At 74.0% G+C, this 14,275-nt stretch carries 11 protein-coding genes; 3 read left to right on the top strand and 8 right to left on the bottom strand.

Going from position 1 to position 14,275, the window contains the following annotated elements:
• The first annotated feature begins 5 nt into the window (after positions 1-5).
• Positions 6-2,582 (top strand): aminopeptidase N, encoded by a 2,577-nt coding sequence (gene pepN / locus IE124_RS01660; protein ID WP_189504004.1) that lies wholly within the window; start codon positions 6-8, stop codon positions 2,580-2,582.
• 62 nt (positions 2,583-2,644) lie between these two features.
• Here pepN and IE124_RS01655 read toward each other — a convergent pair whose 3' ends face one another.
• From IE124_RS01655 to IE124_RS01635, 5 genes are all read right to left on the bottom strand, one after another.
• On the bottom strand, positions 2,645-2,992 hold the full coding sequence (locus IE124_RS01655) for a hypothetical protein (protein WP_189504002.1): 348 nt from the start codon (positions 2,990-2,992) through the stop codon (positions 2,645-2,647).
• Positions 2,993-3,094: 102 nt separating this feature from the next.
• Complete coding sequence (gene alc / locus IE124_RS01650; RefSeq protein WP_189504000.1) at positions 3,095-4,234, bottom strand: allantoicase; 1,140 nt, start codon at positions 4,232-4,234, stop codon at positions 3,095-3,097.
• A gap of 129 nt (positions 4,235-4,363) precedes the next feature.
• On the bottom strand, positions 4,364-5,326 hold the full coding sequence (locus IE124_RS01645; RefSeq protein WP_189503997.1) for a LysR family transcriptional regulator: 963 nt from the start codon (positions 5,324-5,326) through the stop codon (positions 4,364-4,366).
• A 33-nt stretch (positions 5,327-5,359) separates the two neighbouring features.
• Entirely contained in the window at positions 5,360-6,364 is a 1,005-nt protein-coding gene (locus tag IE124_RS01640) for a DMT family transporter (protein WP_189503995.1), read from the bottom strand.
• A gap of 5 nt (positions 6,365-6,369) precedes the next feature.
• Complete coding sequence (locus tag IE124_RS01635; protein ID WP_189503993.1) at positions 6,370-7,323, bottom strand: EamA family transporter; 954 nt, start codon at positions 7,321-7,323, stop codon at positions 6,370-6,372.
• Positions 7,324-7,458: 135 nt separating this feature from the next.
• On the opposite strand from IE124_RS01635, the gene IE124_RS01630 reads away from it, so the two are divergent.
• Positions 7,459-7,983 carry a MarR family winged helix-turn-helix transcriptional regulator gene (locus tag IE124_RS01630; protein ID WP_189503991.1) on the top strand — a complete coding sequence of 175 codons (525 nt, stop codon included), beginning with the start codon at positions 7,459-7,461 and terminating at the stop codon, positions 7,981-7,983.
• Between the two features lie 100 nt (positions 7,984-8,083).
• Here the strand turns inward: IE124_RS01630 and IE124_RS01625 are convergent, their stop codons facing one another.
• The 3 genes from IE124_RS01625 to IE124_RS01615 are packed head-to-tail and all read right to left on the bottom strand — an operon-like array spanning position 8,084 to position 10,654.
• Positions 8,084-8,311: a hypothetical protein gene (locus IE124_RS01625; protein WP_189503989.1), complete on the bottom strand. Its 228-nt coding sequence runs from the start codon at positions 8,309-8,311 to the stop codon at positions 8,084-8,086.
• 20 nt (positions 8,312-8,331) lie between these two features.
• Positions 8,332-10,452: a 4-alpha-glucanotransferase gene (malQ, locus tag IE124_RS01620; RefSeq protein WP_189503986.1), complete on the bottom strand. Its 2,121-nt coding sequence runs from the start codon at positions 10,450-10,452 to the stop codon at positions 8,332-8,334.
• Between the two features lies 1 nt (position 10,453).
• The gene (locus tag IE124_RS01615) at positions 10,454-10,654 is read right to left on the bottom strand and encodes a hypothetical protein (RefSeq protein WP_189503984.1); all 201 of its coding nucleotides are present in this window, start codon (positions 10,652-10,654) and stop codon (positions 10,454-10,456) included.
• 273 nt (positions 10,655-10,927) lie between these two features.
• Here IE124_RS01615 and IE124_RS01610 point away from each other — a divergent pair, with 273 nt between their 5' ends.
• Positions 10,928-14,206: a glycoside hydrolase family 84 protein gene (locus IE124_RS01610; RefSeq protein ID WP_229832019.1), complete on the top strand. Its 3,279-nt coding sequence runs from the start codon at positions 10,928-10,930 to the stop codon at positions 14,204-14,206.
• Positions 14,207-14,275: the final 69 nt, after the last annotated feature.

Below are 14,275 nucleotides of genomic sequence, written 5' to 3'. Positions count from 1 at the left end.
ACCGGGTGCCTGGCACAAACCTGACCCGTGAAGAGGCCAAGCAGCGGGCGTCGCTGCTGACCGTGGACGCGTACGAGGTCGAACTCGACCTCACCGGTGCGCAGGAGGGCGGCACCTACCGGTCCGTCACCACCGTCCGCTTCGATTCCGCCGAGGCCGGTGCCGAGACCTTCATCGATCTCGTCGCCCCCGCCGTCCACGAGGTCGTGCTCAACGGCCACCCGCTGGAGATCGGCGCCGTCTTCCGGGACTCCCGGATCGCCCTGCGCCATCTGCAGGCGGGCCGCAACGAGCTCAAGGTCGTCGCCGACTGCGCGTACACCAACACCGGTGAGGGCCTGCACCGCTTCGTCGACCCGGTCGACGACCAGGCCTATCTGTACACCCAGTTCGAGGTGCCGGACGCGCGGCGGGTCTTCGCCTCGTTCGAGCAGCCCGACCTCAAGGCGACCTTCCAGTTCACCGTGAAGGCCCCGACGGGCTGGACCGTGATCTCCAACTCGCCGACGCCGGAGACGCCGAAGGACGACGTCTGGGTCTTCGAGCCGACGCCCCGGATCTCCACGTACATCACGGCGCTGATCGTCGGCCCGTACCACTCGGTGCACTCCTCGTACGAGAAGGACGGGCAGAGCGTCCCGCTCGGCATCTACTGCCGGCCGTCGCTCGCCGAGTTCCTCGACGCCGACCACATCTTCGACGTCACGCGGCAGGGCTTCGACTGGTTCCAGGAGAAGTTCGCCTACGACTACCCCTTCGCCAAGTACGACCAGCTCTTCGTGCCGGAGTTCAACGCCGGCGCGATGGAGAACGCGGGCGCGGTCACCATCCGCGACCAGTACGTCTTCCGCTCGAAGGTGACGGACGCGGCCTACGAGCGGCGCGCCGAGACGATCCTGCACGAGCTCGCCCACATGTGGTTCGGCGACCTCGTCACCATGGAGTGGTGGAACGACCTCTGGCTGAACGAGTCGTTCGCCACGTACACCTCGGTCGCCTGCCAGGCCTCGGTGGCGGGCACCCGCTGGCCGAACGCCTGGACGACCTTCGCCAACGCGGAGAAGACCTGGGCCTACCGCCAGGACCAGCTGCCGTCGACGCACCCGATCATGGCGGAGATCAACGACCTGGAGGACGTGCTCGTCAACTTCGACGGGATCACGTACGCCAAGGGCGCCAGCGTCCTCAAGCAGCTCGTCGCCTACGTCGGCCAGGACGAGTTCTTCAAGGGCGTGCAGGCCTACTTCCAGGCGCACGCCTTCGGGAACACCCGCCTGTCCGACCTGCTCGGCGCGCTGGAGGAGACCTCCGGCCGTGACCTGAAGACCTGGTCGAAGGCGTGGCTGGAGACGGCCGGCATCAACATCCTGCGCCCGGAGATCGAGACCGACGAGAACGGCGCCATCACCGCCTTCGCCGTCAAGCAGGAGGCCCCGGCGCTGCCCGCCGGCGCCAAGGGCCAGGCCGTCCTGCGTCCGCACCGGATCGCGATCGGCTTCTACGACCTCGACGCGAGCGGCAAGCTGGTCCGCACCGACCGCCTCGAACTCGACATCGAGGCCGCCGAGCTGACCTCCGTGCCGCAGCTGGTGGGCAAGGCCCGCCCGGCCGTCGTCCTCCTCAACGACGACGACCTGTCGTACGCGAAGGTCCGCCTCGACGAGGTGTCCCTCACCAACGTCACCGCGCACCTCGGCGACTTCGCCGACTCGCTGCCGCGCGCCCTGTGCTGGGCGTCCGCCTGGGACATGACCCGCGACGGCGAGCTGGCCACCCGCGACTACCTGGAGCTCGTGCTCTCCGGGATCGCCAAGGAGTCCGACATCGGCGTCGTCCAGTCGCTCCAGGGCCAGGTCAAGGCCGCCCTGGAGCTGTACGCGGCGCCGGAGTGGCGCGAGGCCGGTCTGGCCCGCTGGACCGAGGCCACCCTCGCGCACCTCCAGGCGGCCGCGCCCGCGAGCGACCACCAGCTGGCGTGGGCACGCGCCTTCGCGGCGACCGCCCGCACCCCGCAGCAGCTCGATCTGCTCGCCGCCCTCCTGGAGGGCCGCGAGTCCGTCGAGGGCCTGGCCGTCGACACCGAACTGCGCTGGACGTTCGTCCAGCGGCTCGCGGCCACCGGCGTCTACGACGAGGCCGAGATCGCCGCCGAGCTGGAGCGCGACCGCACGGCGGCGGGCGAGCGGCACGCGGCGACCGCGCGCGCGGCCCGTCCGACGGAGGCCGCGAAGGCCGAGGCCTGGGCCTCGGTCGTCGAGGACGACAAGCTGGCGAACGCGGTGCAGGAAGCCGTCATCGGCGGCTTCGTCCAGGCCGACCAGCGCGAGCTGCTCGCCCCGTACACGGCGAAGTACTTCGCGTCGATCAAGCGCGTCTCGGAGACCCGCAGCCACGAGATCATCCAGCAGATCGTGGTCGGCCTCTACCCGACGCTCCAGGTCTCGCAGGAGACCCTGGACGCCACGGACGCGTGGATCGCGGAGCACGAGCCGGCCCCGGCGCTGCGCCGTCTGGTGACGGAGTCCCGCGCGGGCGTCGAGCGCGCCCTGAAGGCGCAGGCGGCGGACGCGGCGGCTGTCTGATCCCGTGCGTGAAGGGGCCCCGGACGGTGACGTCCGGGGCCCTTCGCGTCGGCGCGGAGCGGTCAGCCCAGGGCCTTCATCCACTGCCGGCCGCCGGTGCCGATCGTGACCGGGGCGGCGAGGCCGGTGGCGGTGCCCGGGAGGAACTCCAGGTTCTCCGCGGTGCCGGAGGTCCTGGTCGTCCACAGGTCGGCCGTGCCGTCGCCGTTCACGTCACCGGCCGAGACGGCGAGGCGGCGGTGGGCGGCGGTCCAGGGCCCGCCGGTGAGCTCGACCGGGTCGGAGAGGTGTCCGCTGCCCTTCTCGCTGTCGATCGGAGTCGTTTCATCGGTCCCCGAGGTGTTCGGCGATGACGGTCGCGCACAGCCGGATGATCTTCGCAGGCGTCCTGGGGGACGACGAAGGGGCACCCTCCCCCACGGAGGTGCCCCTTCGCCGTGTCTGGAATCCGCCCGGCGGGCGGGCGTCGGCGCGCGGCCGCTCCGCCGGGCGGAAGTCCGGGATCCCGCGCGTCAGCCGCCGAGGGCCGCGTACCGCGCGCGCAGGTCGGAGGCACCCTGCTCCGTCAGCGTGCCGTGGAGCCGCATCCGGGCGACGCCGCCGTCGGGGAAGGCGTCGAGGCGGACATGGGTGACGACGGCCTGGGCGGCGAGCTTGAAGCGGTGCAGGGTGTCGGGCTGGAGGCGGGTCCGGGGGATGATCTCGAACCACTCTGCACTGCCTGAGGGATCGCCGTTGCAGCCCTGGAGCGCGATCCAACCGGCCGAGTTGCCCTTGAGGTAGGCGGTGTCGATCTCGACGGCGCGGACGGCGCCCTGGGCGGCGAGCCGGAAGCGTACCCAGTCGTTGGTGCCGCGGACCCGGCGGCGGCGGTTCTCCCAGCCGTCGTCCATCTTGCGGGAGGTGCCGGGAAGGATGATCTGCGTCGGCGAGGAGTAGAACTTGTCCGAGGCGTCCTCGTACGAGCCGCCGTTGAGTACGGAGATCAGGTCGAGGGTGCCGAGGAGCTCCAGCCACTCGGGGTCGGGCACGACCTCGCCGTGGACGCGGAGGCGGGCGACGCCGCCGTCGGGGTGCTGGCAGAGGCGCAGGTGGGTGTAGCGGCGCTCGGCATCGATCGTGAAGCCGTTGGCGGCGTGGCCGCGCACGGGCGTCGGCGGGACGAGCTCCTCCCACTTCGCGTCGGAGAGGTCGGCGGGGCTGGGCGAGCCCTCCACGGCGGTGGCCTGGATCGAGACGCGCTGCGGGTAGTTGCCGCGGAAGTGGGCGGTGTCGACGACGATGCCGCGGATCACGCCGGGGGCGCCGAGGCGGACGATCGCCCAGTCGTGGTCCTCGGGGGCGGGGAAGACGTTCTCGGCGTCGACGCCCCGGCGGCGGCGGGTCTCCCAGCCGTCCATGATCTTGCCCTTGTGGCCGAAGTGCTCCGGGTCGAAGACGGCCCGCTCGCGGACGAGGAGGTTCTCGCGCTCGGCGAAGAACTCGTCGTTGGCGGCCACGACACCGGCGCCCAGGCGGCGGTCGGCGAGGTCGACGAGCTCGGTGAAGGGGAAGTCACCGGACCGGTAGTCGGCGTACGGGTCGCCGCCGGAGTACGGGGCGGCGTCGTTGGCGTGCGGGTCCTGGGCCTGGGTCTCGTCGAAGTCGCTCATGACTCGACTCTCCCGCGCCCCCTTCTCTCCGGTCCATCGAATGTTTTCGATGACGCCGTTCAGTTCTGCTGAACGGTTCTGGAGGGGCGGGGCTTCAGGTCTGCTGAACGGTTCTGGAGGGGCGGGGCGTCAGTTCTGCTGAACGATGCCGGAGGGGTCGGGGCGTCGGTTCTGCTGGACCGTCTCGCGGGCCGCGGCCGCCTGCCGGAGCGCGGCCAGCACCCGGGCCACCGCCGGGCCCTCCTCCGCCCCGCGCCGCACCGCCGCTACGACATGGCGGCGCGGCTGGTCGGCGGAGAGGACGCGCATGACGACCCCGGCGCCGTTCCGGCGGTCGGCGGAGGCCATCCGGGGCACGAGCGCGACGCCCATCCCGGCCTCGACCATGGCGAGGATGGCGGTCCAGCCGGAGGCGCTGTGAGCCTGCTCGGGCACGAAGCCGGCGGCCTCGCAGGCGGCGGTGGTGATCTCCGACCAGGGGCCGGAGCCGCCGAAGATCCACGGCTCGGCGGCGAGGTCGGCGAGGCGGAGGCCGGGGGCTTCGGCGAGCGGGTGCCCGGCGGGCAGGGCGACGTCGAGGGGGTCGGCGAGGAGGGGCACCCGGCTGAACTTGGGGTCGCGCACCGAGGGCGCGTGGGCCGCGAGCGAGAGCGCCAGGTCGACCTCGCCTGCCGTGAGCAGCTCGTACGCCTCCGCCGCCTCGGCCTCCCGAACGCGGATGTCGAGCCCGGGGTGGGCGGTCCGCAGCTGCCGTACGGCGGGAACGACCAGGGCGGGGACGGCCGTCGAGAAGGCCGCCACCCGCAGCTGCCCGGCCTCGCCCCGCAGATATCCGTCGAGTTCGGCGTCGGCGCGCTCCAGCTGGGCGAAGACCGCCTCCGCGTGCCGCAGCACCAGATGGGCGGCGTCGGTCAGGCGGACCCGGCGGCCCTGGGCCTCCAGGAGCCGCACCCCGAGCTGCTTGGCGAGGTTGGTGAGCTGCTGGGACACGGCCGAGGGGGTCATGAGCAGGGCCTCCGCGGTCGCGGTGACGGTGCCGCGGTCACGGAGGGTGCGGAGGATCTGGAGCTTCTTGATGTCCCACTCGGTCATGGGGCGCAACCTACCGGGCGGGGCGGGCGGCACTCAGCGGCCCCGCACCGAGGCCAGCGCCACTCCCCCGAGGATGAGGGCCATGCTCGCGCCGCCGAGGAGCCCGAGACGCTCGCCGAGGAGGGCGTACGAGAGCAGGGCGACGCAGACGGGCTGGAGATAGTAGACGACACCCGCGCGGGCCGCGCCGACGAGGGCGATCGCCTTGTTCCAGGCGAAGAAGGCGACGGCGGAGGAGAAGACGCCGACGTACAGCAGGGGGCCGACGGTGGCGAGGCCGACGGTGAAGCCGCCCTGGACGGTGAGGGACACGGCGTACGCGGGGGCGAGCATCAGGGCGCCGAGCAGGAAGGTCGTGAAGAGGAAGGCGAGTCCGTCGAGCTCGGCGGGCTTGCGCTTGAGCAGTGCGCTGTACGAGGCGAAGGACAGGGCCGCCGCGAACATCCACAGGTCGCCGGCGGCGAAGTCGACGGCGAGCGAGCCCTTTCCGACGAGCAGGAGCACTCCCAGCACGGCGGTCAGCATCCCGAGGATCCGGCGGGCGCCGAGGCGTTCGCCGCCGAGCCGGGCGTACACCGCCATGATCACCGGGGAGGCGGCCATGATCATGCCCATGTTGGAGGCGGAGGTGGTCAGCCCGGCCTGGTGCACGAGGGTGTTGTAGAGGGCGACGCCGAACAGCGAGGCGAGGGCGACGAATCCGAGGTGGCGGCGGATCGTCCGCCACTGCCGCAGGAACGGGCGGGCGGCGAAGGGCGCGACGGCGAGCAACGCGATGATCCAGCGCCAGAAGACGGCCTGGACCGGCGGGACGGTGTCGGCCATGTCGCGGGTGGCGACGAAGCTGCCGGACCAGACGATGGTGGCGAGGAGGGCGAGGAGAACGCCGAGGCCGGCGCCCCGTGCGAGCTTCCTCGCGGGCACCGGCTTCTCGGTCGTGGTCGTGGTGGTGGTCGTCGTGGCGGTGGTGGTGCTCGTGTCGTCTTCGGCGGCGGAGGCGGGGGTCGGGGTCGGGTGGCGGGCGGTGATCAGGTTCATGTCGCCTACCGTCGCACCCCCGAACCCTCCAGGTCCATCGAAACTTCCTGACCATTCCGTTCAGTTGAGCTGAACGCTTCGACCCGCACCACCGGGGCCTTCGGGGCACGGGGTCCCAGCTGGCCGAACAGGGTGGCGCCGAAGGCGATCACCATGCCGAGCACCTGCACCGGACCGAGGGCCTGACCGAGGGCCGCCCAGCCGATGACGGCCGCGGTGATCGGCGAGAGCGGACCGAGGAGGGTGGCCGAGGAGGCGCTCAGTCGCTCGATGCCGCGGAACCAGAGGAAGTACGAGATCGCGGTGTTGCCGAAGGCGAGGTAGGCGTAGCCGGCCAGGTTGGTGCCGGTCAGGGCCGGCGGGGCGCCCTCGATCAGGAAGGCGATGGGCAGGATGACCAGGCCGCCCGCGGTGAGCTGCCAGCCGGTGAGCGCGAGGGCGCCGACGCCCTCGGGGCGGCCCCAGCGCTTGGTGAAGACCACGCCCGCGGACATGGAGAGCGAGGAGAGCAGTCCGGCACCCACGCCGACCAGGTCGAAGGCCGCCCCCGCCTTGAGGACCACGAGGCTGACGCCGAAGGCGGCGGCGACGGCGGCCAAGAGGGTCTTCACCGTGGGCTTCTCGCCGAGGAACAGGGCGGCGAGGCCCACGACGAAGAGGGGGCCGACGGAGCCGACGACCGCGGCGACGCCGCCGGGCAGCCGGTAGGCGGCGAGGAAGAGGAGCGGGAAGAAGGCGCCGATGTTGAGGGCTCCGAGGACCGCCGCCTTCCCCCACCAGGCGCCCCGCGGGAGCTTGCGGGTGAGGGCGAGGAGCAGGAGGCCGGCGGGCAGGGCGCGCATCAGGCCGGTGAAGAGGGGCCGGTCGGGCGGCAGGAACTCGGTGGTGACGAAGTAGGTGGAGCCCCAGGAGATCGGGGCCAGGGCGGTGAGCGCGACGACGGCGGCCTTGCGGGACATGACGGTTCCCCCCTGCTGTGAAGTGCCGGACCGGTGCGGGCCGGTCTGGCTTGGCGGTAATTAACTTACCACTAAGCTACTTACTTGCAAGTGGCTTTCTTGCCATCGAGTCACGCGGAAGAGGAGACTGACCCCATGGAGACGAACATCCCGGCCCCGGCGCCCGCCCCCGCCCACGACGCCGTCGACGCCATCACCGACCAGTGGGCGGCCGTCCGGCCCGACCTGGACACCGTGCCCATGGCCGTCTTCGGGCGGATCTACCGGCTGGCCAACGCGATGCGCGGCCGGGTGGACAAGGCGTACGCGCCCTACGGCATGGCGCTCGGGGAGTTCGACGTGCTCGCGACGCTACGCAGGTCCGGGGAGCCCTACACGCTCTCACCGCGCGAGCTGACCGCCACGCTGATGATCACCACCGGCGGTATGACCGGCCGGCTGGACAAGCTGGAGAAGGCGGGGCTGCTGACCCGCAGCCCCGACCCGCACGACCGGCGCGGGCTGCGGGTGACGCTCACCGAGCACGGCAAGGAGCTCGTGGACCAGGCCGTCGGGGCCGGTCTCGGGCAGCAGCGGGCGGCGCTGGAGTCGGCACTCACCGGCGAGGAGGCGGAGCAGCTGGCGGGACTGCTGCGCAAGCTGCTCGCGACGACCGTGTGAGGCCGCGCGCGTCCCGGACGCGGCCCGAACGCACGCGAGGGCGCCGCGCGGTACGTCGGTACCGTGCGGCGCCCTCGGAGAGGCGGAAACGAGGAGGCGGTCAGGCCTTCTTGGACTTGTCGAGCACCATCACCAGGCCGATGATGACCAGGAACAGCGCCAGCGGGGCGGCCACGAACAGGCCGACGGTCTCGGCGACCGACAGCTTGGGAGCCGGGTCGTCACCGTCGTCGCGGGTGAGCGCGAGTGCGGGGGACGACATGAGCAGCATCATCAGCGTCGTACCGGCCGCGACGGCGCCGGCGCGCAGGGCGTTCTTCTTGTCCACAGCCCCAAAGTAGCGAACACCTAAACGGGCCGCGCGCCCGGGGGTACCGTACGGGCGTTCCCGGCGTCCGTACGGGCCTTCTCCGGGTGCGTGCGGGCGTGCAGCTCGCGGAGCAGGTCGTGGGCGCGGGGCGAGGCCGTGAGGCGCTCCAGGGTGAGCGGCTGCCCGTCCGGGCCCGCGATCGGCAGCCGCCAGTTGGGGTACTCGTCCCAGGTGCCCGGCAGGTTCTGCGGCCTGCGGTCCCCCACCGCGTCCGGCAGCCACACCCCCACCATCCGGGCCGGGGTGCTCAGCAGGAACCGGTGGACCGCCAGGATCTCGGCCCGCTCGTCCCCCGCCCCCTCGGGCAGCAGCCCGAGCCGCTGGAAGAGCCCCAGCCACTCGGCGGTCTCGGCCGCGTCCGCCGCCCGGTCGCGCTCCGGGTCGCCGTCGAGCAGCCCGAGCCGGTGCCGCAGGGCGACGTGGTCGCCGGAGAGCCGGGCGGCCGTCGGCGGCAGGTCGTGGGTGGTGGCGGTGGCCACGCACTCCGCGCGCCACCGCTCCGGTGACACCGGGCGGCCGGTGCCCGCCCAGTCCCGCTCGAACCAGAGCACGGAGGTCCCGAACACCCCTCGCCGGGACAACTCCTCGCGTACGCCCGGCTCGACCGTGCCGAGGTCCTCGCCGATCACCAGGGCACCCGCGCGGTGCGCCTCCAGGGCGAGGACGGCGAGCATCGCCTCGGCGTCGTACCGGACGTACGTCCCGCCGGTGGGCTCGCTGCCCTCCGGCACCCACCAGAGCCGGAACAGGCCCATCACGTGGTCGATGCGCAGGGCGCCCGCGTGGCGCAGGAGTTCGCGCAGGAGGCCGCGGTACGGGGCGTAGCCGGCGGCGGCGAGGGCGTCGGGCCGCCACGGCGGCAGGCCCCAGTCCTGGCCCCGGGCGTTGAAGGCGTCGGGCGGGGCGCCGACCGACATGCCGGCCGCGAAGGCGTCCTGCTGCGCCCAGGCGTCCGAACCCTCCGGGTGGACGCCGACGGCCAGGTCGTGGACGATCCCGACCGCCATCCCGGCCTCGCGGGCAGCCTCCGCGGCCTCGGCCAGCTGCCGGTCCGTCAGCCAGGCCAGCCGGCAGTGGAAGTCGACCCGGGCCGCGAGTGCGGGGTCGGCGCGCACGACGCGCTCCGCCGAGCGCGGCTCACGCAGCTCCTCGGGCCAGTCGCGCCAGTGCGGCCCGTGCCGCTCGGCGAGGGCCTGGTAGGTGGCGTGGTCCTCCAGGGCACGGCCCCGCTCGGCGAGGAAGTCGTGGTACTCGGCGCGCCGCCCGGGCCCGAGCTCCACGCTCCCGACCACGAGCTCCAGGGCCCGCCGCTTGACGTCCCACACCGCGTCACGGTCGATCAGGGCGCCCTTGCCGAGCACCCGTTCGCGCAGTTCGGCCGCCTCGGCGAGAAGGCGGTCGAGCGTGTCCCGGTGGCTCGGGTCCACGTGCGCGTACTCGGGGACGGACTCGATCCGCAGGTGGACCGGGTCGGGGAAGCGGCGCGAGGAGGGGCGGTACGGGGAGGGGTCGCTCGGCGCCCCGGGCACGCCCGCGTGCAGGGGGTTGACCTGCACGAAGCCGGCTCCGTGCGTGCGGCCCGCCCAGGTGGCGAGCTCCCGCAGGTCCCCGAGGTCGCCCATGCCCCAGGAGCGGCTGGAGAGCAGCGAGTAGAGCTGGACGAGCAGCCCGTACGCGCGACGGTCGGGCCCGGGCACGCGCGCGGGGCTCACGATGAGGGTGCTCGTGGCGGCGCGTCCGTCGGGGGTCGTCGCCTCGACCGTGTGGACGCCGAGGGGCAGCCGCTCCCAGTCGCCGCCGGTGAGGACCGCGCCCTCCTCGGTGGTGACCCGCAGCCGGGTGCCGGGCGGCAGGTCCGCCGGCGGACAGAGGGCGTCCTCCCCCCGCCGCCGTACCAGGGTGGGGGGCAGCAGCCGCTCCCGCTCTGCCCGTTCCGCCGCGTCGAGGGCGGCGTCGACCGCCTCGGGCGTGGTCGCGTCCACGCCCAGGGCGCCGAGGACGGCCACCACGGCGGCGTCCGGCACGGAGACGGTGACGCCCGCGGAGGGGCTGTACTCGGTGGCGACGCCGTGACGGGCGGCGAGACGGGCCAGGGTCACATCACACTCCGGGGGACTCCGAACCGCCCGCGCTGCCGCGGACGGTGGGTTCGCTGGTGAGGGGTGCCGCCTCGGTCAGGGGCGGCTCGCTGGTGAGGGGCGTGGTGTCGGGCAGCGGCGGTTCGCTGGTCAGCGGGGAGTCGGTGCCTGCCGACTGCTGCGGAATCCGTATCCGTCCGGGGTGGCGGGCGGTCGTGGTCACGGGGGGTCTCCCGGTTTCGTCTCGACAGGTGGGACTCGGGGGTAGCAACTGAGCCCTACCCACCGCTCCTCGTTTTACCGGCGGAAAGTGGCGAAGTGACGTCATCTCCGTGACGGCTCGCCGGGCAAAGCCGACACATCGGCCACACGCATTGACACCCCAGTGCGACGGGTGGTGGGCTCGTGACCCACTCGTTACCGAACGGCAGAGCGGCCGGCGGCGCGGCCGACCGGGCCGCCCCACGGGCGGTCCACCGGGCCGAAAGGAGTTCCCGTGCACCTCGGGCGCAGGAAGCGCACGGCGACGGCGGTCGCCGCAGCCGTCATCGGCGGGCTCCTCGGCGGCGCCGCTCCGGGCGCGGTGCAGGCGGCCCCCGTGCCCCCGCCGGCCGACGCGCCCGCCTCGTCCCCGACGACCTCCTCCACGACCGCCCCCGCCACCACGGCCGGGTCCCCCGCTGCCGGGCCCTCCAGGACCGGCTCCTCCGCGGCCGGGAGTTCGGCGGCCACGCGCACGCCCGCGTCCCCGCCCGCGTCCACGAACGCGGGCGCCGCCACGGCTGCCGGGACGACGCCCGCCGTCTGGCCCCGGCCCCAGTCGCTGACCGGCCGGGGACCCGCCGTACGCCTCGGGCACGAGGTCACGCTGCTCGCGGATGCCGACGCCGATCCGTACGCCCTCGCCGCGCTGCGGGAGGTGCTGACGGCCGCCGGGGTGCGCGGCGTCCACACCGGACTGCCCGGCCGCGGCCCGGTGTTCCGGGTCGCGGGGGCCTCCGGCGAGGTCACCGAGGAGGCGCTCAAGGCCCTGCGCGTGCCCGAGCGGCTCGATCTGCCCCGCGGCGGCTACCAGCTCGCGACGGGCCGCTTCCAGGGACGGGACACCGTCGTCCTGGACGGCGTCGGCGAGGACGGCGTCTTCCACGGCGTCCAGACGCTGCGTCAGCTCGTCAGCGCCGGCGGGGAGATCCCCGGGGTCGTCGTGCGCGACTGGCCGGGCACGGCCGGGCGCGGCCTCACCGAGGGCTTCTACGGCCGCCCCTGGAGCCTGGAGCAGCGCCTCGCCCAGGTCGACTTCCTGGGCCGCACCAAGCAGAACCGCTATCTGTACGCGCCCGGCGGCGACCCGTACCGCCAGGCGCAGTGGCGCGAGCCCTATCCGGCCGCGCAGCAGGAGGAGTTCCGCGCGCTCGCCGAGCGCGCCCGGGCCAACCACGTGACCCTCGGCTGGGCCGTGGCGCCCGCCCAGTCCATGTGTCTGGCCTCCGACGCCGACGTCGCCGCCCTCACCCGGAAGATCGACTCGATGTGGGCGCTCGGGGTGCGCTCCTTCCAGCTCCAGTTCCCGGACGCCGGCTACGGCGAGTGGCACTGCTCCAAGGACGCGGACGCCTTCGGCCGCGACGCGAAGGGCGCGGCCGCCGCCCACGCGCGCGTGGCCAATGCCGTCGCCCGTCACCTCGCCGAGCGGCACCCGGACGGCGAACCCCTGACGGTGCTGCCGACGGAGTACTACCAGGACGGTACGAGCGACTACCGCGCGGAGCTCTCCGGGGCGCTCGACGTGGACGTGCGGGTCGCGTGGACGGGCGTCGGCGTCGTCCCGCGCACGATCACCGGCGGCGAACTGGCCGTGGCCCGTGAGGCGCTGGGGCATCCGCTGGTCACCATGGACAACTACCCGGTCAACGACTACGCGCAGGACCGGCTGTTCCTCGGCCCGTCCACCGGCCGGGACCCGGCCGTGGCGGCCGGTTCCGCCGCCTTCCTCGCCCACGCCATGGAGCAGCCCGCCGCCTCCCGCGTCCCGCTCTTCACCGCCGCCGACTACGCCTGGAACCCCAAGGGCTACCGACCGCAGGAGTCCTGGCGCGCCGCCGTCGACGATCTCGCGGGCCCGGACCCGGCCGCCCGTGAGGCCCTGCGGGCGCTCGCCGGGAACGACGCCTCCTCGATCCTGGACCCGAAGGGCGAATCGGCCTACCTGAAGCCGCTCATGGCCGCCTTCTGGGACGCGCGCACGAGCCCGGGCGGCGCCGCCGGCACAGCCGCCGAGGAGAAGGCGGCGCGCGAACTGCGGGCCGCGTTCACCGTGATGCGCCAGGCCCCCGGACGGCTCGCGGCCACCGCCGACGGCACCCTGGACGACGAGACGGGACCCTGGCTCGACCAGCTCTCGCGGTACGGCCTGGCGGGCGAGACCGCGGTCGACATGCTGCTCGCCCAGGCCCGCGGCGACGGCGCGGCGGCCTGGCAGGCCCAGCTGCGCCTCGAACCGCTGCGGGAGGCCCTCAAGGCGAGCCGGGTGACGGTCGGCGCGGGAGTCCTCGACCCGTTCCTCACGCGCGCGGTGACGGAGTCGACGGCCTGGACCGGCGCCGACCGCACCCCGGCCGGCCGGACCGACCGCGCCCCCGACTCGTACACCGTGCGGCTCGACCGGGCGCGGCCCGTGGAGGCACTGACGGTGATGACCGCCCGTACGGACACGGGTTCGGGCGCGGGGACGGCCGGCGCTCCCGGGACGGACGCGCGCGTGGAGGCGTACGTCCCCGGGGAGGGCTGGCGGGCGCTCGGCGGGCTGTCCGCCTCCGGCTGGACGCAGACCGACCTGAAGGGCCTGCGCGCGGACGCGCTGCGGGTCGTCTGGAGCGGCGCGGGACCGGCGCCCGAGGTGCGGTCGCTGGTGCCGTGGTTCGCGGACGGGCCGCGGGCCGGGCTCGAACTGGCCCGCACGGAGACGGACGCGGAGATCGGCGGTCCCGCGCAGCAGGTGGACGTGGAGCTGACGGGGCTGCGCGCGGGCGAGGTGCGCGGGCCGATCACGGCGAAGGCCCCGAAGGGGATCGCGGTCCGGCTCCCGAAGCAGGCCGCGGTGGAGCGGGGCGCGCGGACGACCGTCCCCCTGGAGGTGTCGGTGGGCGCGGCCGTGCCGTCCGGTTCGTACCGGGTGCCGGTGTCCTTCGCGGGCGAGGAGCGGGTCCTGACCGTGCGGGCATTCCCGCGCACGGCGGGCCCGGACCTGGCGCGGGCCGCTTCGGCCTCCTCGTCGGGCGACGAGACCCCGGACTTCCCCGCCTCCTCGGCGCTGGACGGCGACGCGAAGACCCGCTGGTCCTCCCCGGCGGAGGACGGCGCCTGGTGGCAGCTGGAGCTGGCCGAGCCCGCGCGGATAGGCCAGGTGGTGCTGCACTGGCAGGACGCCTACGCCTCCCGCTACCGCGTCCAGGTCTCGGCCGACGGCCGCGTCTGGCGAACGGCGGCGACCGTCTCCGACGGACGCGGCGGCCGGGAGTCGGTCCGGATGGACGCGGCGGACACCCGCTTCCTGCGGGTGCAGGGCGAGACGCGGGCGACGCCCTACGGCTACTCGCTCTGGGCGGTGGAGACGTACGCGGTGGCCCCGCAGGACCCGCCGAAGAAGACGGCGGAGCCCACGGCGCCGGCGGAGCCCACGGAGAAGCCCGGGACGGAGACGCCCGGGACCGAGACGCCCGGGACGGAGACGCCCGAACGGTCCGAGGGCACCCCGGAGGAGCAGGGCACCCCCTGAGGGGCGCCCTGCTCCCCGTACGCGAAAGACCTCCGCACGCGGAAGGCATCCGCACGCGAAAGACCTCCG

Source organism: Streptomyces narbonensis (assembly GCF_014649015.1).
GTDB classification, from domain to species: Bacteria; Actinomycetota; Actinomycetes; order Streptomycetales; family Streptomycetaceae; genus Streptomyces; species Streptomyces narbonensis.
This window is presented reverse-complemented; position numbering and strand designations above follow the sequence as displayed.

Bases quoted from the DNA above. Each gene is read 5' to 3' on its own strand.
- alc (WP_189504000.1), bottom strand. From the start codon at position 4,234: ATGAGCGACTTCGACGAGACCCAGGCCCAGGACCCGCACGCCAACGAC.
- IE124_RS01645 (WP_189503997.1), bottom strand. From the start codon at position 5,326: ATGACCGAGTGGGACATCAAGAAGCTCCAGATCCTCCGCACCCTCCGT.
- IE124_RS01640 (WP_189503995.1), bottom strand. From the start codon at position 6,364: ATGAACCTGATCACCGCCCGCCACCCGACCCCGACCCCCGCCTCCGCC.
- IE124_RS01635 (WP_189503993.1), bottom strand. From the start codon at position 7,323: ATGTCCCGCAAGGCCGCCGTCGTCGCGCTCACCGCCCTGGCCCCGATC.
- IE124_RS01630 (WP_189503991.1), top strand. From the start codon at position 7,459: ATGGAGACGAACATCCCGGCCCCGGCGCCCGCCCCCGCCCACGACGCC.